Origin of the sequence: Paenibacillus oralis (assembly GCF_003863965.1) — a bacterium.
Taxonomy (GTDB): Bacteria; Bacillota; Bacilli; order Paenibacillales; family Paenibacillaceae; genus Fontibacillus; species Fontibacillus oralis.
The window spans coordinates 3,623,990-3,645,515 of record NZ_RRCN01000001.1 but is presented as its reverse complement, the minus strand read 5'-3'; the positions used below and the strand labels follow the sequence as shown (position 1 = coordinate 3,645,515).

Annotated in this window: 19 protein-coding genes and 5 tRNA genes; 2 read left to right on the top strand and 22 right to left on the bottom strand. The window is 53.7% G+C overall.

The genetic code is table 11. From position 1 onward, the window contains the following. Nucleotides 1–247: 247 nt before the first annotated feature. From EHV15_RS16340 to EHV15_RS16255, 18 genes are all read right to left on the bottom strand, one after another. Nucleotides 248–1,786, bottom strand: a complete 1,539-nt coding sequence (locus tag EHV15_RS16340; protein WP_128632135.1) for a DUF6382 and FHA domain-containing protein — start codon at nucleotides 1,784–1,786, stop codon at nucleotides 248–250. A 38-nt stretch (nucleotides 1,787–1,824) separates the two neighbouring features. Further along, complete coding sequence (locus tag EHV15_RS16335; RefSeq protein WP_128632134.1) at nucleotides 1,825–2,331, bottom strand: A24 family peptidase; 507 nt, start codon at nucleotides 2,329–2,331, stop codon at nucleotides 1,825–1,827. Nucleotides 2,332–2,351: 20 nt separating this feature from the next. Further along, nucleotides 2,352–3,368, bottom strand: a complete 1,017-nt coding sequence (locus EHV15_RS16330; protein ID WP_128632133.1) for a TadE/TadG family type IV pilus assembly protein — start codon at nucleotides 3,366–3,368, stop codon at nucleotides 2,352–2,354. Continuing rightward, entirely contained in the window at nucleotides 3,337–5,565 is a 2,229-nt protein-coding gene (locus EHV15_RS16325) for a hypothetical protein (RefSeq protein WP_128632132.1), read from the bottom strand. The genes EHV15_RS16330 and EHV15_RS16325 overlap by 32 nt, the downstream gene beginning before the upstream one ends. A gap of 37 nt (nucleotides 5,566–5,602) precedes the next feature. Continuing rightward, a complete protein-coding gene (locus tag EHV15_RS16320; RefSeq protein ID WP_128632131.1) occupies nucleotides 5,603–6,259 on the bottom strand; it encodes a TadE/TadG family type IV pilus assembly protein in 657 nt (218 codons plus the stop codon). Nucleotides 6,260–6,266: 7 nt separating this feature from the next. After that, entirely contained in the window at nucleotides 6,267–6,461 is a 195-nt protein-coding gene (locus EHV15_RS16315) for a Flp1 family type IVb pilin (protein WP_128632130.1), read from the bottom strand. 213 nt (nucleotides 6,462–6,674) lie between these two features. Then, entirely contained in the window at nucleotides 6,675–7,550 is an 876-nt protein-coding gene (locus tag EHV15_RS16310) for a type II secretion system F family protein (protein ID WP_128632129.1), read from the bottom strand. Between the two features lie 15 nt (nucleotides 7,551–7,565). Then, nucleotides 7,566–8,372 (bottom strand): type II secretion system F family protein, encoded by an 807-nt coding sequence (locus EHV15_RS16305; protein ID WP_128632128.1) that lies wholly within the window; start codon nucleotides 8,370–8,372, stop codon nucleotides 7,566–7,568. Beyond that, nucleotides 8,356–9,615, bottom strand: coding sequence for a TadA family conjugal transfer-associated ATPase (locus tag EHV15_RS16300; protein ID WP_128632127.1), 1,260 nt, complete (start codon nucleotides 9,613–9,615; stop codon nucleotides 8,356–8,358). Before EHV15_RS16300 ends, EHV15_RS16305 begins: the two co-directional genes overlap by 17 nt. 2 nt (nucleotides 9,616–9,617) lie before the next feature. After that, nucleotides 9,618–10,760 (bottom strand): nucleotide-binding protein, encoded by a 1,143-nt coding sequence (locus EHV15_RS16295; RefSeq protein ID WP_128632126.1) that lies wholly within the window; start codon nucleotides 10,758–10,760, stop codon nucleotides 9,618–9,620. A 192-nt stretch (nucleotides 10,761–10,952) separates the two neighbouring features. Next, nucleotides 10,953–11,231 carry a hypothetical protein gene (locus EHV15_RS16290; protein ID WP_128632125.1) on the bottom strand — a complete coding sequence of 93 codons (279 nt, stop codon included), beginning with the start codon at nucleotides 11,229–11,231 and terminating at the stop codon, nucleotides 10,953–10,955. Between the two features lie 263 nt (nucleotides 11,232–11,494). Continuing rightward, the gene (locus EHV15_RS16285; RefSeq protein ID WP_128632124.1) at nucleotides 11,495–12,436 is read right to left on the bottom strand and encodes a hypothetical protein; all 942 of its coding nucleotides are present in this window, start codon (nucleotides 12,434–12,436) and stop codon (nucleotides 11,495–11,497) included. A 19-nt stretch (nucleotides 12,437–12,455) separates the two neighbouring features. Further along, nucleotides 12,456–13,661 carry an ABC transporter permease gene (locus EHV15_RS16280; protein WP_128632123.1) on the bottom strand — a complete coding sequence of 402 codons (1,206 nt, stop codon included), beginning with the start codon at nucleotides 13,659–13,661 and terminating at the stop codon, nucleotides 12,456–12,458. Continuing rightward, on the bottom strand, nucleotides 13,658–14,392 hold the full coding sequence (locus EHV15_RS16275) for an ABC transporter ATP-binding protein (protein ID WP_128632122.1): 735 nt from the start codon (nucleotides 14,390–14,392) through the stop codon (nucleotides 13,658–13,660). The genes EHV15_RS16280 and EHV15_RS16275 overlap by 4 nt, the downstream gene beginning before the upstream one ends. 92 nt (nucleotides 14,393–14,484) lie before the next feature. After that, nucleotides 14,485–16,212 carry an alkaline phosphatase gene (locus tag EHV15_RS16270; protein WP_128632121.1) on the bottom strand — a complete coding sequence of 576 codons (1,728 nt, stop codon included), beginning with the start codon at nucleotides 16,210–16,212 and terminating at the stop codon, nucleotides 14,485–14,487. Nucleotides 16,213–16,323: 111 nt separating this feature from the next. Beyond that, entirely contained in the window at nucleotides 16,324–16,635 is a 312-nt protein-coding gene (locus EHV15_RS37350; RefSeq protein ID WP_246061636.1) for a hypothetical protein, read from the bottom strand. 111 nt (nucleotides 16,636–16,746) lie between these two features. Further along, a tRNA-Leu gene (locus EHV15_RS16260) sits at nucleotides 16,747–16,829 on the bottom strand. Between the two features lie 60 nt (nucleotides 16,830–16,889). Beyond that, complete coding sequence (locus EHV15_RS16255) at nucleotides 16,890–17,294, bottom strand: helix-turn-helix domain-containing protein (protein WP_128632119.1); 405 nt, start codon at nucleotides 17,292–17,294, stop codon at nucleotides 16,890–16,892. Between the two features lie 652 nt (nucleotides 17,295–17,946). Between EHV15_RS16255 and EHV15_RS16250 the strand changes: the two genes are divergently transcribed. Beyond that, the gene (locus EHV15_RS16250; protein WP_128632118.1) at nucleotides 17,947–18,798 is read left to right on the top strand and encodes a Cof-type HAD-IIB family hydrolase; all 852 of its coding nucleotides are present in this window, start codon (nucleotides 17,947–17,949) and stop codon (nucleotides 18,796–18,798) included. A 429-nt stretch (nucleotides 18,799–19,227) separates the two neighbouring features. Here the strand turns inward: EHV15_RS16250 and EHV15_RS16245 are convergent. From EHV15_RS16245 to EHV15_RS16230, 4 genes are all read right to left on the bottom strand, one after another. Further along, nucleotides 19,228–19,310: transfer RNA gene (locus EHV15_RS16245), tRNA-Leu, on the bottom strand. A 20-nt stretch (nucleotides 19,311–19,330) separates the two neighbouring features. After that, nucleotides 19,331–19,405: transfer RNA gene (locus tag EHV15_RS16240), tRNA-Glu, on the bottom strand. A 463-nt stretch (nucleotides 19,406–19,868) separates the two neighbouring features. Further along, a tRNA-Ser gene (locus EHV15_RS16235) sits at nucleotides 19,869–19,957 on the bottom strand. Between the two features lie 7 nt (nucleotides 19,958–19,964). Beyond that, nucleotides 19,965–20,040: transfer RNA gene (locus tag EHV15_RS16230), tRNA-Asn, on the bottom strand. Between the two features lie 183 nt (nucleotides 20,041–20,223). On the opposite strand from EHV15_RS16230, the gene EHV15_RS16225 reads away from it, so the two are divergent. Then, complete coding sequence (locus tag EHV15_RS16225; protein WP_128632117.1) at nucleotides 20,224–21,486, top strand: MFS transporter; 1,263 nt, start codon at nucleotides 20,224–20,226, stop codon at nucleotides 21,484–21,486. Nucleotides 21,487–21,526: the final 40 nt, after the last annotated feature.

Here is a 21,526-nt window from a genome sequence, read left to right as displayed (position 1 = left end):
GGAATGTGGAGATCCATTGTGCGATCATAACCAATTATCTACAGTTTTGGAAACGAGAAGATCCTAAGCTCTGTTCCCGCCTACGCTCTTACAGAAAATCGTGGTGTAGACTATATTCTCCACCAGTATCTCTTACACTGTCAAAGTTGAAATATTGAGAATGAACGAGAAAACAGGAGAAGTTATTACTTTATAGTGGGAGGTTCGTCGATCTAGGTTAGAATCCTGATACTCGATGCTAATAAACTTAAAGCAATTCCTTGCCAAACTTAAAGGAAACATCCGCCAACGTAAAAACATCCCCGGTTTCAAGCTCGTATTCTTTATAAGGAGCGATAAGTTCGCCGTTAAAGCGCGTCCCATTTCTGGACCCTAAATCCTTGAGGCAACATTTCTTCGGCGTCACCATCACTTCAACATGAGCTCGGGACACACCCGGCGTATGTTCCACGTACTGCGCCATATCCTCGGAGCGGCCGATCACAAAACTCCCCGGCTTCAAGGTTACCCGTTCCGGGCTTGCCCCGTCTTCGTTAAACCTCTCCAAATAATATCGCGGTACGAACGAGGACTTGGAAGCGCCGGAAAGCATCGATTTGTTTAAAAGCATCGTTGCCGGTTGGACTAATTCCGCGTCTTCAGCCTTTCCTCCATCCCCCGTACCTGCTTCTTGCTCAAAGCGATGGGCTTGCGGAATTGGCGAATCTCGCTTCGCGGATACCCCGAACTCCAGAGGCTCCAGAGCATCAGGCTGCGCATCGTTTGAGGTTTCAAGCTGCTTTCGTCCGCTTCCGGATTGCGGAAAAGAAAGCTTCCCGCTGCAAATCAAGCAGGCTGCCCCAGCCAACAGAAACGTTGCCGCGAGACAAATGTAAAGGCCGATGTTCCATGGCCGGTCCAGATACAAAAACTTCCAGCACAACGCGTCCAGCAGGATGGCCCCCAAAATGCAGGATGTCGGCGTTATCCTAGCTTTGGGCTTGGCTTCTTCCTCCTCCAAGCCAGGCCACTGTTCCCGCCCCGGGTTCGCCGAAGCAGCCCCCGGGATCTCCGGCGCATATCCGGGCAAGAAACCGTCCGGCAAGTATTCTTTTATAACCGTATGCGATGATTTCAATTCATCCTTCTCTTGGTTTGGGCCGGATTGCGGCAGCTTGGACCATGGCGTTTCTTCCGGAGACAACGGATTCCCTTCAATCTGCTCCGCTTCAGTCAACAGCTCCAGCAGCATTTTTTTCAATTGCGGAAGGGAAAAATGCTCCTCACTGCCGCAAAAAGAGATGATTTGCTGTATCCCGTTTCCCTCTACCCGGCTCACGCTTACAAGCATCCGGGTAATCAAAGCCAGCAGCGTTTGAGACAGCGGGACAGCGGTCGGCGCATCCTTCAATGGCACATAAGCAAAGTGAAAAACTCCGCAGGATAAGAGCTCCTCCACAAAAATATGCTCCTCGTCGAGCAAAACATTGGCGGAGGATAACATGTATTTTTTACAATCATCCAGCACCGTAACCACCTGAAGCAGCAAGCCGTAAAATTCAGACATGCCGATTTTGTCGCTCTTCAGACAATGCGAAAGCATCTTTTTGCCGGTGATATCGTAATGCAGACTAACCTCAAAATCCACCTCGCGAATATCCAGCCGCAGCAAACTGGGCACCGGAACCGCGGCTAGCATATCCCTTTGAACGCGGCTCAGCTCTTCCGAGCGCAGCCCCTCCTCGGCCTTTATAATCATATAAATTCCGCCGTCTCTGACAAAATCGGTCTGAAGCTGCTTCCGCATGATTCAGCCACCTCCTTATCAAATACAGAGCACCCGCTTCATCGGTAACAAAGCGCAAGGATCGCCCCAGGCAGCACCGCAAGCATAAACGGAAACTGCAGCTGTCCTTTGGCGGCGGACTGAATAGGCGAGATACTGCGGAAAATAACCGCTCCCCATACGCCGCGGACGACCCGCCGCAGCCGAAACAGCGCCTCCCGCCGGCATAACAAAATGAAAAGGCCGATGCACCCGGCGGCTAAAATCGAATACATCATGACGGATAACGTAAAGCTAATGCCCGTCCAAGCCCCAATTCCGGCAAAAAGCTTAACGTCGCCTCCGCCGACGGCCCTCAGCAGATAGAGGATAAACATCAGTCCGAAACCAACCGCCGCGCCCTTAAAAGCCCCCCCTATTCCGTTCCATCCCCCGGTCAAGGCGTGAAACAAAACCCCGCTCACCAAACCCGCCAGCGTAATCCAATTAGGGATTTTCATCGTTCGGATATCCGTCACGAAAGCAGCCGCCAACATCAAAAAACAACCCCAATATTCCCATGGCATCCGTTTCCGCTCCCTTCACATTATTTGGGACTGGCTACTTCAAACTCCATCGCCGTCCGCAAGCCATCTTCCGTCTCCACAACAAACGTCCACGTTCCCGGAGTCGTATTTCCCCCGACCAGCCAATTCCATTCCACGATGCCTTCGCCGTCCGCCGCAGTTTCTCCCAAATATTTGGCTTGGCTGACGCCGCTCTTGTAATAGACGGTCAACTTGGCCGCCCGCCCCGGCTCTACCTTTGCCTTCACCGTGGCCCGATGTCCGGCGTAAGCCGGATCCGGTTTGGACAGGATGACCGCCGCTTGTCCCTGGCCGTCTCCCCCGGCTCCTTCCCCCGCTGCCAGTTCCCTGGTATCGCCGATCCAAATCCGTTCCTCGGCCCGAGACTGAAGCACGACGCGGTTCGATGTAAACGGAACTTTGATCGGAAGCTCATAGCTGATCTCCAGTCCGAAATAAGGCCGCTTCCCCGTTTTTAAGTCAGGTACCGTAACGCGGCTTACATGCAAACGCTCTTTGTTTAATAACGTTCCTTCAAGAAACGGCTGAAGCAGCGGTTTTACCGCAGGATCAAGGACGCTTTCGGCAACGCCTGTTTTGATATTCTGCAGCGGCTCGTCTCCTTTTTCCGCGGCATCCATGACCCAAGCGGAGATCGGTTCAGGCAAACCGCCGGCATATTGCTTGGCCCATTCGGCCAAAGAAAGGCTTGGCATTTCCCAGCTAAAGATAGATCTCCCGGTTGATGATCCGTCCTTGCCCCCGGCAGCCCCCGCAGATTCGTCCGAAGCGGCCGATACCGCCAGGGCCACCGGATATAGGTGGGCGGAAACCTGTCTGACGGCATTGGATGCGACCGTATGCAGCTGGCTGGACAGCAGCGTCATATGTACCATATAAATAAACCAGAACAGCACCATTACAAAGACGGGCATGACCAGTGCGGCTTCCAGGACAATGCTTCCCCGCGCCGAGCCTCTTTTCCGGCCATGAACTTGCCGCCTATTAATAAGAGAAGTCCGCTTGTTTCTCGGCATAATACCGGCTTCCTTCCACATTTCCTTTCAGCACGCCCGCTGCCCCTAGCGCTCTAGCGACTCCGGGCAAAAACCATAACGGCATCGACACCAAAACCTTCCCGCTCGTATAAGTCGCCCGCTCTCCCGTGTCGATCCCCGTGTTCATTCGGATCACTGCGAGCATTCGCGACAATCTGTTCTCGCTTCTTCCATGCAACAGCAAAAATATCCGTAAATGATCCCGGTAGGTGAGGTCAACTTTGATGTACTCGGTCAGCTGTATTTTGCCATCGCGCGTTAAGGCAAGCATGTCCGACAGCGCATGCTCCGCACCATACAGCAGCGCGGCGGCCAGAACCAGCAAAGGGTTACCCTTTGCTGCGTTTTTGATGAATCCTTCCATCGTCCGGATCGCCAGGCGCATCGCAAAGATTTCCCCGTAAGCGGCGGCGATATTGCCCACCGGATTGTGAAAGCCGTACAAAATATATTCGGCCTCCTGCCGATCCGGCGCAAATTGATCGCTCAGCGCGTCCAGCTTGTCCGTGCCGGGGCCCCCTTGCAGCAGTTCATCCAGCGTGCTTACATCCAGATAACGAAAATAGCTGACGATGTATTCGGTTTGAAAAACGTAGTCCGTCATCCCTTTCAACAGTCCGGATAATCCTCCGTATAGGCCGTCCATGCCTGCCATCGCCGAGCTTCCCGCTTGATAGGGATCGTCATCGATCGCGGCTCCCGCCGCCTCATCCCCGCCGGACGCGGCCTTGTTCATGTCACGATTCGCTTCATAATCCGCCTTTAATTGATCGAACCGCTCCTGCTGGGCCTTCAGCTTGTCACCCAGCTCCGAAATCCGTGCGATCAGACCGGCCGCTTCTTTCAGTTTGGCCCCGGCCGCCTTCTCCGCCGACTTGCGCTCCTTATCGCTCCCGCGATGCGATTCCAACAGCTGCGTGTTGGCATCCAAAACATTCGCCGCTCCCCGGTCCACATAGCTCCGCATATATTTATCCGCCTCCCGGCCAGCCCGGCGTACGGCACCTTTCAGCGTACTTGAAGACGTTGACGCCGATAACACAGCTCCTTCCGTAGCGAGCAAGGAGAGGATTTCCCCGTCCAATTGCTGAAAAGCCGCGGCCTGATCGTCGATATCCGCTTCGAGATCCGCAAACAGCTCCTCGGAAAGGACAAGCGAACCGCTTTGCTCCCGTATCCTGGAGATTTCCTCCATCCCGCCTACTTGGCCATCTTCCCTGGTGCTTGGTCCAGATGCCACTTCGTTGTAACCGTCTTGAGCGGCGCGATGCTCCGCCTCTTTGATCGTTTGTTCCATCTGCTCATTGATTTCGCGCGCCTCCCCAAGCAGCGCCTTGGCCTGCGGCGGCAGATTTTCATGCCGCTGCTCGGCTTCGACGCGAATCTCGTCCAATTGCTCATATACGCCGGACGTTTCGGAACGGTAGACTCGAAGCTTCCTTTGGTGCTTCTGCTTCTTGGGCTCTCGTTCCTCATCCTCCTCGACCTTTTCTTCGTAATCGTCATACTGGGCCGCAAAGTCCGCGGCCGAGGAGATTTCGCCGCCCAAAGATTTGTCACCTATCGCGAGTGCGGAACCTCTGGGCAGCGATTCCCCGAAACCCTCCACCGCCCGGGCAGCCTGGCGCTGCATCTCCAGCAGCTCATCCAATTTCGCTTCGCGCCTATCGTACAGCTTCTGCAATTTGCCGAGCAAATCAACCGTATTGGACGCTTCTTTCATCACTTGCGCCATCGGTTTAAAGCGATTCAAAATTTCTACCGTTAAATCAATCGGCGCGCGGTATTTCATCTGCTCCTGAATTTGCCGTTCAAACGCGGCGTAGGAACCGAGCGGACGAAGCGGTTCAACCGAAGAGGATTCCAGCTTGGCTCCAAGCAGCGGCAGCCCGTCGCTTCGCCCCGCAAGTTGAAAAGAGTCTTGGAGCACTTTAGACATAATGTAATTGCTGTCGGTCTCTCCTAATGCAAACAAACCGTACCGCTCGGCCAATTCCCGGTCGTACGAGGACATCACGGATCTGGCGGCGGCGTGAGCCAAGGCTTCCGCCTTGGCCTGCAGCGCGAACATTCTGGCAAAGTCGATAAAAATAGCCACAAAGGCGAATATCGCCGCAAACACTACGATTAAAAAGACCGTAACCGCTCCCGACTCCGCGCGTCTCCTAGCAAACATACGGTTCGCCCCCCTCCTTCTCTTATCCTTTCCCGGCTTATTTGCCAAACAGCTTCAGCGCGTTTCCGGCCTCCGTCCGGTCCATTTCGTCCCCGCCATCGCCCTTAAACTTCGCTCCATAATAACGCGCCAATTCAACGGTGCGAATAAATTCCACAGGTTCAATAACATACGCGCAGGAAGTTCCGGTTTGGGAAATGTCGTCCAACCAGCTCTCGAGCGGCGGTAATGGAACAAGCCTTTCCAAAGCCACTTTAACTTTGCGCAAAAGCACACGGTTGTCATATTGCATTTCTCCCGAGATGCTCCCGGGAAGCCCGCTTCCTGTCCGGGCCAACTTTTTATCGGGCAGCGAATCGGCGGAGGCCTCCCCGGCAGGCAAGCGCAGCCGGACGGCTCCGTTTGCCTCTCCCCAGCCGAAAATGCTCTGCAGCATACCGTCGTCCTTGAGGCGCCAATATAAAGGGTCATATTGCCCTTCCTCAAAAGCACCGGTCAGATCGTCACGATGGCTGTTATCCCATGTGTAGGCGCTGCGTTCCGCGGCCACGGAAGCGGCCTGGCCAAGCAGGGCGTTTTGGTACAAATACAAGCAGAAGAACAGCAAAACCAAGATCGTGTAAAAAATAACCGGCAGCACTAAGGACGCTTCCAGCGTAAAGCTTCCCCTCGCATCCCGCAGGCAACGCCGCATGTTTCGTTTACTCCCCGTCCATGAAGTCTTCGGTTTTCGTTTTTGCTTTTCCGAGCAGGCTGCTTACGATTTCTTTCAGTTGAGAGCGGAAGATCACGGCAATAATGACGATGACCGCGATAATTAAAATCATCTCAAGCATCCCCAATCCGCCCTCATCGTTCCAAAACCCTTTAACTTCGTTGCTTATTGCTGTTAACATCAGCCTCTTCCTCCTTGAATTTCAAAATAGCGAAAGTTTATTAAAGCGTTCAAAAAGTCGGCTTTTCAGCACCGAGAAGGTTGGATGAAGCTAGGGACTGAGTAGCGGAGCGTACGTTTTGGGTACGTGAGCACCGGAAGTCCCGGCTGAATTCAAGATTCGATGCCGAATATACTCCATGTTCTTGCTTCGTGATCAAACGACGACTACCTCTTAAAGGTCCATGATCATGAATGCGGGTGCGCCTACCAGAAGCAGGATCGCCATAAACATCAGCACCATAGGGAAAACCAGCTTGGACGAGGCCTGCTCCCCCAGCGTTTTGCTGACGGCTTTGCGCTTCTCCCACAACGAATGGGACAAATCGCGCAGCGCCAGGGCAAAATCATGGCCCCCGCGGCGGTAGTTCAGCAGCACGGCGGTGGTGAAGGCGGAAACCTCCTGAATTCCGCAGCGTTTGCTAAAGCCCTCCATCGACTGCTGGAAAGAATAGCCCCCTTCCCAATCCCGCAGCATTTGGAACAGCTCCCGGTAAAGGGGATGGGTCTCCTGCTCGCGCTTGCGTTCCAAACAGAGCTTGATCGCTTGCTGAACCGTTGAGCCGGCGCCGACAAGAAGCACGATTTTGTTCAGCAGCTCGGGAAGCTCCAGAATAACGGCATACTCCCGCCGAACCACCTTGCGGTGCAGATCATGGATCAACGCTGCCGGAAGCAGCAAAGCTAACACCGCACCGATTAGAAGCCCCGATGAATCGCCATTCATCAGCAGGGACAAGACGCACCCCAAAGTGAGCAGCAGCCAGCTGTAGGTGAGCGTTTCGGCGAGAAACAGCAGCGTAAACTCACCGCTGCGCCGGTCGCCGCAAATTTTTTGCACCGCCCGGTTCACTTTAAAGAACACGCCCGGAAACCGCCGGGACACCTTGATGCGCTCCAGCAAATACAGCATTGGCGGCGACAAACGCTGAAGCCTCAGCCCCTCCATGATCAATTGGGTGTATCCGCTAAAGCGGCGGAAGGATATCCGGTATACCCATCCCCATCCTCCCAGCAAAACCAGCAAGATCCCCCAAAGCATCAGGAACATCCAGCAAAGCCCTCCTTAAACCCGGATATCGACGATTTTAAGCATCAGCCAGGAGCTCCCGGCAAAAACGAGCAGCGCGGCCGCCGAGATTAACAGCCCGACTCCGCTGTGCAGCGGTTGCATATAATCCGGCGAAGTCATTTCCATAAACAATAAAAACAGGATGGGAGCGGCAAGCATCGCCTTCGCTTCAAAGCGCTTTTGGGCAATCATGACGCTGATTTCCTGCCCGATCTCCAACTTCTCGCTAATCAGGGCCGAGGTCCGCCGGACAATGTCCACCAAATCCCCGCCGGAGCGTTTGCAGGTCGTAAACACGTCGGCAAAATTGCTGATATCCTCCATGCCGGCCCGGCGGCTGAAGTCCAGCAGCGCTTCCTCCACAGGCTGTCCGTACTCCATACGCGCGCAAATAATCCCAAGTTCCCTGATCAAATCGTTATCCCCGTCCGGGTACAGCAATTTCAAATCATCGATCGCTTCGCGAAATCCGTTTTCCACCGATCGGCCGGCGGCCAGCGATGAGGAGAGCGAATAAAGCGCCTGCTTGAAATGCAAGCTGAGATTCTCTCTTCGTTTCCGGAGCAAATGCCTGCTCCAATGCTTCGGTACCAACACCGCGCCGATGGATAACCCCAAAGCCAGCGGAACGGAATGAAAAAAAACGTAGCCGACAGCGAATAACACCGTCCCGCCGAGCAGCATGCACAACGCTTTCTGCCGCCCCATCAAAACGTAAACCCGGTAATCGTTGAGCCCTTCGGAACGAAGAATGCCCGGGGCGTCTCTTTTCTTCAAAAAAATTTCAGCCCGCCATTTCATGCGGCTCTCCTCCTTCTGCCGGAGCATCCGGCGAAATCCCCGCCATCCGCAGCTTGTCCGTATGCAAAAGCCCAGACCCGGTACTTTTCAGCCGGCCGATGACTTTACCTTCCCGCTCCCCTTCCTCCAGAAAGATAAACAGCGGCCGCAGCACCACCTCCCCTTCCTTTAAACCCGCCACCTCCGAAATCTCCATCACCCGGCGCGAACGGTCGCGCAGTCGGGACAAATGCACAAAGATGTCAATCGACGAGGCGATCTGCTGGCGGACCACGCCGATCGGCAATTCCGCGCCGCTAAGCACCATCGTTTCCAACCGGCTGATCATATCCGCCGTACTATTGGCGTGTCCTGTCGATAAGCTCCCGTCGTGTCCGGTGTTCATCGCCTGCAGCATATCGAGCGCTTCACGGCCCCGGACCTCGCCGACAACGATCCGGTTGGGGCGCATCCGCAGCGACGAGCGGATCAGGTCGCGAATGGCGATTTCGCCTTTTCCTTCCGTGTTGGCATTGCGGGTCTCGAGAGACACCAGATTCGGCACGGTTACGATTTGCAGCTCGGCCGAATCCTCAATGGTAATCACCCGCTCATCCGGCGGGATGAACTGCGAGAGCGCGTTTAAAAACGTCGTTTTGCCTGAACCGGTACCTCCGCTGATAAAAATGTTGTATTTGCTTCTGACAAGCCTCTGCAGCAGCAAGGCGGCCTCCTCGCTCAGCGATCCGATGGTTACCAGCTTCTCCATTGTCAGCGGCTGTGCCGGAAATTTCCGGATCGTCATGGTCGGGCCTTTCAGCGCGATCGGCGGCAGCACGATGTTCACCCGGGAGCCGTCGCGAAGCCGGGCATCCACGATCGGCGAAGATTCGTTGACGACCCGGTTTACGCCGGAGACGATCGTTTGGATGATGTCCTCCAGCCGCTCACGGGATTCAAAACGGACGGGAAGTCTGTGGACATGACCTTCCTGCTCGACGAAGATTTCCTCGTGGCTGTTGATCATGATTTCCGTGATGGTCCGGTCTTCAACAAGCGGCTGCAGCACGTCGAGACCGCGGAAGGAATCATATAACCGGCGGACCCATTTGCGTTTGTCGGACGCCGTCAATTCGGCCAAGCGGGCATCGTTCAGCACATGACCTTCAATGTACTCAAACAATTGCACGTCGCTCATCACCTTAGTGACATCGAGCCCTAAACGTATATCGCTGCGCAGGGCGGCGAATATTTCTTCCTTCACGTTTATCCCTCCCGCGTCCGGACATTTTCCGCATCGCCCAAAAGCGCCTGGCACAATTTCAGCACATCCCGCTGAAACACAGGGGAATACGGCAGCTCTCCCTGACTGCTCCCCTGGCTCCAGGAAGGAATAAACGATAATGTCGCCTGAATCGAAAGCCCCGGCTTCGGCATTTCGGTTACGATATTTCCGGCGTACTTGTTCAGGACAAACCGCGTTTTGCCGAGCAGATCATGGTGCAAAGCCGCCTTCGAGCGCTCCAGGTGGGATAGCCAAGCTCCCGTCTTCCGCATCACGCCCCATTCATCCGTGACCAGCCATACCAACCGATCCGCCCGCTCAAACAAGCCCTCCGTTCTTCCGCTCGGATAGGAATCCGGATCAACAATGACCGCGTCATAAAGACCGCTCCCCGCGATGTAATCGATGAGCTCTAGCGTATCCTTTCGTTCCATCTCCAGCATTTCGTTGATATTCTCCAGCGGGCCGAATGTATCTCCCTGCAGTACCGGATGCCTGTAGGCATACGTGGAGATCGGAAACTTCGGCGCCTCCCGCTTGTCGTCCGCCGCCTTAAGGTCATACAATAACCGGGCCAGTCCGGCCGTTTGCCCTTCCCGAAACGGAAGTCCGGCCAACAAGCTGCCGCTGCATACCGTCTCCAAGTTCAGATAAAACACTTTCCCCCCTTCCGCGGCCAACTGCCGGGCTATATTCAGCGCCACGGTCGTTTTGCCGCATCCGCCGACGCTGGAGTAAACCCCGATGACCGCCGCTTGTCCTTCCGCCGCCGCCCCTCCGGCTTTTCCGCCGCGGATAATGTCCAGCACCGTTTGCAGAAGCAGGTGGAGCGGCTGATATTTCTGCACGCAAGGTTTTCCGTCATCTGCTTCGCCTCTTTCGCCGAGAACGATCCATAAAATACCACGCTTATCGGCCGCATCCATCGCTTCCCGGAATTCCGCTTCTCCCAGCACAGCATCAACAAACTCTGTTGACTCTTCCAGGTATTTGTCTAACGCCTCCCTGCGGCTGAATGCGGTCAAGATCAGATTGTGACTAAACTCGCTGCTGCGGGCGTAATATAAAAAAGCTTCGATATACTGCTCATCCCGCACGGCAAGCACAAGCCGGACCGGCCCCATAAGTTCACCTTCCTTTAAACGAAAACAAAAAAGCACCGCCCAAAACCCGATATAAGTCGGATCATGGACGGTGCTACCGTTCCCGTTATTCCTGAAATTTAATGTAAGAATATCACAGTTTTGGGACTTAGACAAGTCCTAAATTAAAAGAAAAAAGCACGGGATTCCCCCGTGCCTGCTTGAGTTATAAAATTACTCCGACAAAAGCTTATCAAACCATTGTCCTTCATCGATCTGACGGTGAATTTCACCGGAAAACTTCTCCATGCACTGGCAAATAAAATCTTTGCGGCAAACCGGGCACGGCGTCTTTTGAAGCCGGTTGACGTTCGTTAACCGCCAATTCGGATAGCGGTGGTAAAACACGCGGCATTCCGTACCATCGGCCAATTTGGCGATAAACTCGTATAATCCATCATTGTCGTTGTTTCCGGCCTTCGTCACGTTCACAACTTTCGGTCTGTAAGACATTCGATCACCCGTATTATCAAATTTCATTCCGTTCCAGAGATACTCTCTTCTAGAGGTTTGAACCCGCACTTTTAGTACTTAGACATATTAAATAATTTTCTCCGGCGTGTCAACTTAAAAAGGCGTTAAAAAGCCTGTTTGGCATTATAATTCCTGCATTTGGATAGGATGCGCAAAAAAAAGCGATTTCATTCCTCATGAAAGCCGTTTTCAAATAAAAAACACCCCCTCTCCGTTTATTTTCAGAGCAGGGGTGCTTGTCATTATTCTTTGATCTCTTCAAAAGAGGCATCGTACAGCCGGAACATCGTCTTATAACCGGACTCGTCGATTTTAATGCCGACATCGAGGCGGCCGGTTATCTGCAGCGCTTCCGGCTTGTAGCGAAGGTTGACATCGTCCGGTACGAACACGATCATGATTTTGTTCCAATACGTCTCATCCCCGTTGTCAAAAGGGCATTCCGCACCCGGTTCGGGAATGAGCAGGAACCAGTGGTTTTCAAACGACAGCACCTCGCCCATAAACCCCTTGATGGTGACCGTTGATCCGCTGAGATCCCAAAAGCGTTCGGAAGGCGTCGTCTGATCATCCCCGTCAAAAAACTCGGACCACCCGATGGTCGTCACACCCGACTTTACGCCCTTCGCTTTACCGGAAGCGGAAGTAGGGGCCTTTTCGCTCGCAGCGCCGGTCGTCTCGGCTTGCGGAGCTTCGCCTGAACCAGAGCTCTTGGACGATGCCGCCGCGACTTTCTTGCCTGGCATTTTGCTTTGCCCGGCCTTCGCGGTATCGGACTTGTTGGAGCTTGAGGCAGAGGCCTGGCCGGCGTCCGCGGACTTTGGCTTATCGGCTGTTTTCTCTCCGGCTTCGCCCGATTCATCCACGGCCGCCTTAGCCGCCGCATCCTGCGGAGCCCCGGCGGGCGTCTCCGGCGCAGCGCCAGCCTCCTTTACTGCGGTGGCCTCCGGGACGCCCACGTCCTCTTTATCGACAGGGCTACTGGTTGCAGCCGGCTCCTGCTCCGGCTTTTCGCTCTCCGCCGTATCGGGGCTTTGCAGCTCATAACTAAAGGCCGTCCCCGCTGACGCCGCGGCGCCAAATGATCCGGCTTCTTCCCGGGAGCCCGCATCCTTGCCGCAGGCTTGCAGCAGCAGCGCCGACAGCACGAGCAGCAGGCACGGCAGGGATAAACTTTTTTTCACGTTAGGCCATCTCCTCTCGTTACGCCCGAAATAAAGTGAGCGGGTCCATTTTGTATAGCCGGATCGCCGGTCCCAGCGAAGCCGCCAGCCCGATGACAAGCGTACCCGCGGCTATATACGCCTGATCCGGCGTACCGCGGAACGGTTCAATCTGAATCCCCCCGTAAGCAAACAACGCATCCTTCAAAACATAACCGGCAATATGGCCGGCCAGGATTCCAAGCACCAGCCCCGCGGCGGTGACGAGCAGCCCTTCACCGATCATCGTCATCCAGACGTAGGCTTTCGATTTCCCCAGCAGGCGCAGCAGGCCGACATCTTTCGTCCGTTCGCCGGCGGCGGCAATCAGGGACAGCAGGATCGAAATCGCCGCCAAAATGACGCAAAGCCAGGTCAGGATTTCAACGATTTCCGCCCCGCGGTCCACCAGGTTGACGACATCGGCAACGGCCTTGCTCGTATAGGCAACCTGCACTGTCCCCGTTTGCTCCAGGCTGTTTTTGAGTTGCTGCGCTCCGAGCAGAGTCGCCGGCTTAACCAGAATCGCCGTGATTTCCTCGTCAGCCTCTTGATGCACGGCCCAGGCATAATCGACCGTCGTGAAGACGGCGCGGTCATCGGGCGTGTTGAGCCTGGGAAGTATCCCTTTTACCGTATACATGAAGCTTCCGTGCTCATCATGCTCTCCGTGCTCCTCCGATTCTTCCTCCGGATGATGGGCTCCCTCAACCAATCCATGCGCTCCGGCAAACGCATCGCCCACTTGAAGGCCGAGCATGCTCGCCACATACGACCCAACCACTACCTCGCCGGTTGCCCCGTAAAGCTCCCCGGACGCTAAAGCACGATCCCCGTAACGGGTCAAAAAATAGGACGGATCGACCCCGACGATCGGATACCCGTTGTAGTTGTCCCCCGCCGTCATCGCATAAGCCGCGTCCACGCCCGGATCCTGCCGGACCGTCTCCAACGTTGCCAGCGGAATGTTGCCGGTCGGCGCTCCGATATGGTAAAACGTGCTGAGCACAAGCTGCGTTTCGCTTCCCGCCGCCCCGACGACGATATCGAAAGGCCCATACCCTTTCTCGGCCCCCTGCTCCACGCTGTCCCGCGACAGCGAAAGCAGGACGATAAACGCCACGGTAGCCGCCACCGAAACGACGGTCAACAGCGAAAGAAACTTGCGGTGCCAAATATTGCGGATCAGGATCTGAAACAGGCTCATCCCGTCTGCTCCTTCCGGGCCGCAGGTGCGGAACCGCCGCTGCCGGCGGCGGATAATCTCCGGCGCTCGCCGGACAAGCGGTTGATTTCCCTAATATGCAGGCGGCGCGGAAACCGGTCGGCCATATTGAGGTCATGGGTCACCACCAACAGTGTATGCTGCTGGCCTTCGCACAGCCGAAGCAGCAGGTCCGTCACTTCCTCCGCTGTCTCCCAGTCCAGGCTTCCCGTCGGTTCGTCGGCCAGCACCAGCGCCGGATCGTTGATCAGCGCCCGGACCATCGCCACCCGCTGCTGCTGTCCGCGGGACAATTGGGACGGCAAATGGCGGCCGCGATCGCTTAATCCGACCTGCTCAAACCAATGGTCGATCAGTTCCCGCCGCTCTCTTCTGCCTTTCGTGCGGGGCAGCGTAATTTCTACGTTTTGCCTGGCCGTCAAGGAAGGAATCAAATGAAAATCCTGAAGGATGTAGCCGATACGCTTCGCCCGGAAACGGTCCCTTGCCGCTTCCGACATCTGCTGAAGCGCCCGGTCAAACACCTGTACCTCGCCTTCGTCGGGACGCATTAAGCCGCTGACGATATGCAGTAACGTGCTTTTGCCCGATCCGCTTGGCCCGGTAATCGCCAGCTTCTCCCCTTGGCGCACTTCCCATTCGGGGATGTCCAGAATCGGGATGTTCTGCCCGGCAACCTGAAACTGTTTTTTCAAACCGCGAATACTCAGCATGAATGCTCTCTCCCTCCGTTAATCCGTTAAGATGGAAAAACAGGAGAACACGGATCGTTTCTCCTGTTTTTTCGGATAGTCTGCCTGCCGGATTACTGCAATGCGATCCGTTCGGAAAGCGCGTCCCACTTCAGCGTTTTGCCGGTCAATTCGTTAAACGCCGCCAGCGGCAGGTACAATGTACCGTTGTCCACGTCGACCGTCATCTTATTCGAGGCCCCAGCGGTTTTGGCGGCTCCCGCTTTCAGGTCCACCGTAATCGTTTTGCCGCCTTTTCCGCTCAACGTCGCCGTATTGCCGGATTCCTGATAGGTCCCGCTAAGCGCTTCCGTTAAAGCCTTCGCCGGATAAAGCACTTCATTTTCGCGGTTGATTTTAAATTTCGGATATATATATTTGGACTGCAGCTCTGCCGTCGCTTTTTTGAGATCCACGCCCAGCACTTCGGCGCCGGCAACAGCGATCTGCGTATTGTCGATCTGTCCTTTGACTTTGTCGGCGATCGGTCCGTACGCCCATACGCCTACATCGACGGCGGAGTGTCCGTGGCCGGACCAGCCGACCAGCAGCCGTTTGGAGATGACCGCGTTATATCCGCCCTCGCGTTTGTAGGAAGAGCCGTCGCCATCGAGAATCAGCTTGGCTTCTTCATCCGTCAAGTCGGTGATCCAAGTGTTCTCCGCAACGATTTTTTTCACGTCGGCAATCGTTTTCGCTTCATTCAGCGCCGTAACCAGATACTCGGAGGAATGCTTTTGCTTGTCCCAAAGGTCGATATTGACTTCATAAATATTGTCCCGGGACAAGGACAAGCCGCCGGTTTCGTGGTCGGCCGTAACGACGACGGACGTATTGCCGTCCTTTTTGGCAAAATCAAGCGCCACCTTAAAAGCCGCGTCAAAATCGAGCGCTTCCTGCACCAGTGTCGGCAGGTCATTGGCATGACCGGCATGGTCGATCCGCCCGCCCTCGATCATGATCGCAAAGCCTTTTTTGTCGGCGGACAAAATATCGAGCGCTTTGGACGTCATTTCCGCCAGGCTTGGCGTTTCGTCCGTACGGTCGGGCACGTAGGCGACGTGCGAGCTGCCGAACAGACCGAGCACTTTACCTTCTTTAGCCGGCAGAGCATTCAGCTCCTGGGCCGTTTTCACCACTTGGTAGCCTTTGGCTTTAAACTCAGGCAGCAGGTTTTTGTCGCTGCGCTTTCCTTTTTCTTCTTTCGTGACGAAAAATGATTCCCCGCCTCCGAGCAGCACGTCAACACCGCTATCAAGGTACTGCGAAGCAATCGCGTTTTCGTTGTCGCGGTTGCGGACATGGGAGGCGTAAACGGCCGGCGTCGCATGCGTGATCCGCGCCGTTGTTACCAGGCCCGTCGACTTGCCGCCGCGCTCGGCCGCTTCGATAATCGAAGCAAACGGCTTGGAGACGTCCTCGTTCGATACGCTGATGCCGGCGTTATACGTCTTGTGCCCGGTGGCGAAAGCGGTTCCGGCCGAAGCCGAGTCCGTGACGATCCCGGACACGACGGTGCCCCCGTCTTCCCCGCGGTCCGCGTACGTAGTCGCTTGACCGACATAATACGGATCCAGGTTCAACGACTTCGTGCCGTGCTCGTACTGCTGGTAATACCGTGCCGCCGAAATTTGCGCCGGACCCATGCCGTCGCCGATCAGTACGATCAGATTCCGCGATTTTCCGTTCGCCGCATTTTTCGCCGACTGCTCTCCTTGCCCTTGCGCCGCAGCGAAACTTCCCGCCGATACGACGGACAGCACCAAGCCGCTGATGGCCAATCCTTTCCAAAACTTGTTCATTGCTTCCCCTCCCCCAAAATTACGAACTAAAGAGTAGTTTAATTGGGGAGTATTAGCCCGATGTTATAATATTGTTCTTGTTTGGTAAAAAATTTCAGGATTGCCCAGTCTTTATGCTTGTTCCGGCGGAGACGGCAGCTTGCGGCCTTCCACGCCCTCAAAGGTAAGTTGCACCGGCTTGATCGTGCCGTCCGCGCGGAATTCCATCCGGTCGATGCAGACGACGCGATGGTTGGCCGCCGTTTCCTCCAGGGGGCGCCGATGATACACGATGTACTCCTCCGAATAAAAAGCGTCAAAAAAAGTTTGCTTTTCGTAAACAGCGGAATACGTCGGATAAATCCAGTACCGTCCAGCGAAAATTCTTGCCTCCGGGTCGGCATACCAGCCCGGGAACAGCGGGTTTTCGGATGTTTTCGCCATACGCTGACACCATCCTTTCATAATTACGCCCAGTATAACATAAGCGAAAACGCAAAAAGAGATGTCCCGCAAGTTTGCACTTACGGGACATCTCCGTCATTTTTCATATGATGCGGTCGAGAGGACTCGAACCTCCACGGGCGTACGCCCACTACCCCCTCAAGATAGCGTGTCTGCCATTCCACCACGACCGCGAATGATTTAGAAACGAACATTACTATTATATCTTCGCGGCGCTTAAAAGTAAAGTGAGATTATTTCCCAGGTTGCTTTCCCCGTTGTTTCCTAAAGCGGACAAATTCGATATATTCCCGGACGAAAGCCCGTTCCGATTCCGACAGCGTTGCTGCAAAGGCTCCCCAGTCCCCGTCCCGAACCGTATATTTGACTGGGCCTTCGTTTACGGCGGAAGCCGGCTTTTCCCGTCCGGTCATGAGCCAATCCAAACTTACGTCAAAAAAATCCGCAATTTCGATCAGCTTATTCGAACTCGGCGTTGACTTCCCGCGTTTCCAGTCTCCCAAATTCCCCGTGCTGATGCCAAGCTTCAAGCAAAACGCCTTTTTGGTCAAACCCGCATTTTTAATCTGCAGTTCGATACGTTCGTAGATTGACAACTTCTTCTCCAACCTTCCTGTAACACCATAATCATCTCGCATTTAAATGGGATAAAATAAAAGCTGTTGTTCCTGCATGTGTCGTGTAAAGAAGGGGTTTTTGAAGCTCAAGGGGCTGCTTATATCTTAACACAGCGCCTTTAAGGACTTAATAGGTCTCGATGACTGCCCTCAATCTATCGCTCGAAGCATATTTGCAAAAGCATACCTGCCGAATTGATCCATGCCATTTGTCCCGATTTTGCATCTGGGTGCCCTATCCGCATACTCATATTTGGGACAGGCTGGATGAAACGCAGCGGCCCAATCGTACTTACATCATAACCCAAAGCGCGGTTACCACATTTGCTCCAGATGCAAAAGTGCAGGCGATTTTTGTCAAATTCTTCCGAAACAGTCCATCGAAATGCAAAAGTACATTTGAATCGAGGCTTTTCGATAAAAAAGCGTCTTTTGGCTAGAAATGAAGTGCACTTTTACATCTGGCGAAGCATTATCGGGGGATTTGGGCGAGAACGGACTGCACTTTTACATTTCGTGGAATTTGACGTAGATCCTAGCCGTTACCTCATTCCATTCTCCGGGCCAGTTGACCTGAAATGCATTTCATAAACTATACTTTTATACGGAGATCAAAAACAAGAACCAATAGACCCGAAAAAGGGATACACCTGGGGTTAGGAGGAAACCATTCATGAAACTAATCGCCGTAGATTTGGACGGTACGCTGTTGACATCCGAAAGCAAACCGAGCGCCGAGGGGCTGGACGCGATTCGCCAAGCGGCCGCCAAAGGCCACACCGTAACCCTGTGCACCGGCCGCGCCAGCTTTGATGCCAAAGGTTTGACAGGCGATCTGGCTATCCCGATCATCGGTTTTAACGGAGCCGCCGTTTATGACGAACGCGGGCTGCTGTTGCGGGAAACGCCGATCGCAGAAGCCACGGCCCTGGACGCGGTTCGATATTTGCTGGAGCAGCAGGTTTATTTTGAGATATTCTGCCCTGAGGCGATTTATTCCCCTTGCGGCGGGGAGCGGAAGCTGCAGGCGGAAATGGATGTGCTGGTAAGCGCCAATCCGGCGGCCAGCCGCGAGCGGTTGTGGAAAAGCGTCCAAATCCAATTTATCCAATTTGGTTTTCAACAGATCGAAGACCCATTGCAGCTGCTGGAGCGCGGGGCGACGGTCTATAAACTGTTGATATTTACCTTTGACGAAGCCAAGCTAAACCGTATCCGCAAGCACTTCGGCGAGCAGGACCATCTTCACACGACGTCTTCCGCCGACCACACGCTGGAAATCATCTCCACCGAAACCGATAAAGGGAGCGCCTTGCGTTTTATGGCCGAACACCTGGGAGTCCCTATGGCCGATACCGTCGTGCTCGGTGACAGCTATAACGATATTTCCATGTTTCACGTAGCCGGGACAAGCATTGCGATGGGCAACGCGGTCGATGAAATCAAGCAACTAAGCACCATGGTCACACGCGACAACAATCACCATGGCGTGGCTTACGCTTTAAATCATCTGCTGGAGCTGTAGTTGGCGGTTCCACTTGTGGAACGAGGTATAAAACTGCCAAAGTTAGCCTGTTGAAACTCAGGATGAGAACATAGGAGAACATAACGGAAAAAAATGTCGCTATTTCGGCGTTATCCCCCATGTTGAGTGAAATAGAGGAAATTTATGTCGTTAGTTTCTCGAATCTCAGGGAAACGGCGCGTTTTCGTATCGTTCATTGGAAAATAAGGACAAAAAATTCCGTTAATGGTCATCAACATGCTCACAGCCCGAAAATAAGACCATAAAGTTCCGCTATTTTCCCCCCCAGAGATGAGTCACGGTATTTCCAGCTCTATTCCGGAGCGTGCTGCTAGTCCTAACCAGAAGCCCGCCTTGCTAGAGACCCAGATCACCTCTGGTTATGCAGAAAGAACCTTGCGTTCAGCAAGGTTCTTTCTGCAATTCAGATGCGGTCGAGAGGACTCGAACCTCCACGGGCGTACGCCCACTACCCCCTCAAGATAGCGTGTCTGCCATTCCACCACGACCGCATATTCATATGTTAAGAAAATGGTGACCCGTAGGGGATTCGAACCCCTGTTACCTCCGTGAAAGGGAGGTGTCTTAACCCCTTGACCAACGGGCCACAGCCTCATGTCGCTCGGAAGCAGCGACAAAATTGAGTATAGCAAAAACACTAGAGCCTTGCAACCCCTAATTTTAAGTAATTTTAAGTTTCCATTCAAAATTCTTTTTGAGAGAAACTGCGGTAATTTGACAAGTGCAATAGCCTAAAAGAGCGCGAAAAAAATCTAACGGTTGTGAGCGACGCTATTTGGGAAAAAACGAGCGGATACAAAATGTAACGGTTGCCAGCGAGCCTATTTCCCACTTTTTCATCGGTAATGGGGCGATTTCGCCTAAATAAGCGCGGGTGGCAACCGTTAGCATCGGAGAGAGAGGGATACTCTCACTTCGTTCGTTGAGACTGCGAAGCAATCCTCCCGAAGCCTATGCTCCGACGAACTCTCCAAAGAGGTTTCCCACCCCTCTGCATGAAAAGAACCTCCCGAATTAACGGGAGGTTCTTTAAACGATGTATCTTGAAACGGAGAGAGAGGGATTCGAACCCTCGCACCGCTTACGCAGTCTAACCCCTTAGCAGAGGGTCCCCTTATAGCCACTTGGGTATCTCTCCAAGAATATGGCTCCCCGAACAGGACTCGAACCTGTGACAACTCGATTAACAGTCGAGTGCTCTACCAACTGAGCTATCAGGGAACATTATAAAATGCGAGAACATCAATAATTTATCACGAATAGGCGGCAAAGTCAAGATTTAGTGATCATTCCCCATAGGACAAGCAACGGAAAATAAATATTGCAATCCACTGGAAAATCAATAAAATAAACTTAACGTTAAAATTATTTTGACGATAAATTTATTTTTCAGGGGTGGGCGCCATGAGCGAGAAAGTCCTGGTCAAAAGAAAAGGGGGAGGTGGTTTAAAGGCCGATCTGACGGTAAGCAAACCGTTTACGTATCTCCTCCTTGCACGTGTCATTTCCCGGTTTGGAGACTCGATCGATTCCATTGCCTACAGCTGGATGGTTTATATGCTAACGGGGTCTAAGGTTTTAATGGGCACCCTATTCGCTTTGAATTATGTGCCCAACTTGCTATTCAGCTTTTTTGCGGGAACCCTGGTGGACCGGTGGCCCAAAAAGAATGTTATTGTTGCAACCTACTTGGGCCGGGGAATCCTCGTCAGCCTCACCGCTTTAATGTATTGGAAAGGGTTTCTGGCTCCGTGGCATCTGTACATTTTTACCTTGCTGATTTCAACGCTTGAATGCTTCACCTCTCCCGCCGAAATGGCCTTGGTCCCGCAGCTTCTTTCCAAGGAGAAACTGCTCCGCGGCAACTCCATCAGCACCTCCGCCTCAAGAATCGCCGAACTGGCGGGCATGGCGGCAGCCGGCGGCATCATCGCCTATTGGGGAATATCGAATGCGATTTTAATCGACGGACTTACCTTCACGGCCGCAGCGGCGCTTCTAGCATTCATTCGAGTCCCCACGGACCCCCTTCCTCCGACAAACCAAACAAGCAGCTCCTTTTTTCATGAAATCAAGCAAGGCCTGCACTACATTGGGGCGAACAAACTTATCCTAACCATTATTTTCACGGCTGCTTATGTGAACTTTTGCCTATCGCCGTACAATGTGCTGAATGCGGTATATGTTAATGAAATTTTACGGTCCGGTCCTGAGGGTCTCAGTCTGTTGGGCATTAGCTTGATCCTCGGGATGATCGCGAGCGGGTTATGGATCGGCAAACAGGGCGGCAACTTTAAAAAAAGCCGGCTCATCATCACCGGTTACTGCCTGCTTGGAATCAACTACGCTTTGTTGTATGTACCTGCTATTTTGCCTATACATCCGCTTTACCCGGCTGCTGCTTTCTGTTTTGGCATGGGCTTGGCCATCTCTTTAATCAATACCCCGGCCACGACATATTTCATGGAGTCGGTACCTAAAGAACTGCTTGGAAGAGTAAGTGCTCTTAACAATATGGTCTGTACCTGTGCGATTCCGGTGGGCAGCGCCTTGGCGGGCGTGATGGGTGAATGGATGCAGGTCCACCTGCTTTATCTCGTTTTTGGAATTTTCACGCTTCTGCCTGTTTTCTACCTGTTGAAACAACGAAAGTTTATGAACATTTGACGGTCCGATAGCGGCTTTGCTTGCGCATTCCCATGGATGA

Bases quoted from the DNA above. Each gene is read 5' to 3' on its own strand.
- EHV15_RS16315 (WP_128632130.1), bottom strand. From the start codon at position 6,461: ATGTTAACAGCAATAAGCAACGAAGTTAAAGGGTTTTGGAACGATGAG.
- EHV15_RS16250 (WP_128632118.1), top strand. From the start codon at position 17,947: ATGAAACTAATCGCCGTAGATTTGGACGGTACGCTGTTGACATCCGAA.
- EHV15_RS16310 (WP_128632129.1), bottom strand. From the start codon at position 7,550: ATGTTCCTGATGCTTTGGGGGATCTTGCTGGTTTTGCTGGGAGGATGG.
- EHV15_RS16340 (WP_128632135.1), bottom strand. From the start codon at position 1,786: ATGCGGAAGCAGCTTCAGACCGATTTTGTCAGAGACGGCGGAATTTAT.
- EHV15_RS16305 (WP_128632128.1), bottom strand. From the start codon at position 8,372: ATGAAATGGCGGGCTGAAATTTTTTTGAAGAAAAGAGACGCCCCGGGC.
- EHV15_RS16325 (WP_128632132.1), bottom strand. From the start codon at position 5,565: ATGTTTGCTAGGAGACGCGCGGAGTCGGGAGCGGTTACGGTCTTTTTA.
- EHV15_RS16290 (WP_128632125.1), bottom strand. From the start codon at position 11,231: ATGTCTTACAGACCGAAAGTTGTGAACGTGACGAAGGCCGGAAACAAC.
- EHV15_RS16225 (WP_128632117.1), top strand. From the start codon at position 20,224: ATGAGCGAGAAAGTCCTGGTCAAAAGAAAAGGGGGAGGTGGTTTAAAG.
- EHV15_RS16320 (WP_128632131.1), bottom strand. From the start codon at position 6,259: ATGCGGCGTTGCCTGCGGGATGCGAGGGGAAGCTTTACGCTGGAAGCG.
- EHV15_RS16255 (WP_128632119.1), bottom strand. From the start codon at position 17,294: ATGCGAGATGATTATGGTGTTACAGGAAGGTTGGAGAAGAAGTTGTCA.
- EHV15_RS16295 (WP_128632126.1), bottom strand. From the start codon at position 10,760: ATGGGGCCGGTCCGGCTTGTGCTTGCCGTGCGGGATGAGCAGTATATC.
- EHV15_RS16330 (WP_128632133.1), bottom strand. From the start codon at position 3,368: ATGCCGAGAAACAAGCGGACTTCTCTTATTAATAGGCGGCAAGTTCAT.
- EHV15_RS37350 (WP_246061636.1), bottom strand. From the start codon at position 16,635: ATGGCGAAAACATCCGAAAACCCGCTGTTCCCGGGCTGGTATGCCGAC.
- EHV15_RS16280 (WP_128632123.1), bottom strand. From the start codon at position 13,661: ATGAGCCTGTTTCAGATCCTGATCCGCAATATTTGGCACCGCAAGTTT.
- EHV15_RS16335 (WP_128632134.1), bottom strand. From the start codon at position 2,331: ATGCCATGGGAATATTGGGGTTGTTTTTTGATGTTGGCGGCTGCTTTC.
- EHV15_RS16270 (WP_128632121.1), bottom strand. From the start codon at position 16,212: ATGAACAAGTTTTGGAAAGGATTGGCCATCAGCGGCTTGGTGCTGTCC.
- EHV15_RS16275 (WP_128632122.1), bottom strand. From the start codon at position 14,392: ATGCTGAGTATTCGCGGTTTGAAAAAACAGTTTCAGGTTGCCGGGCAG.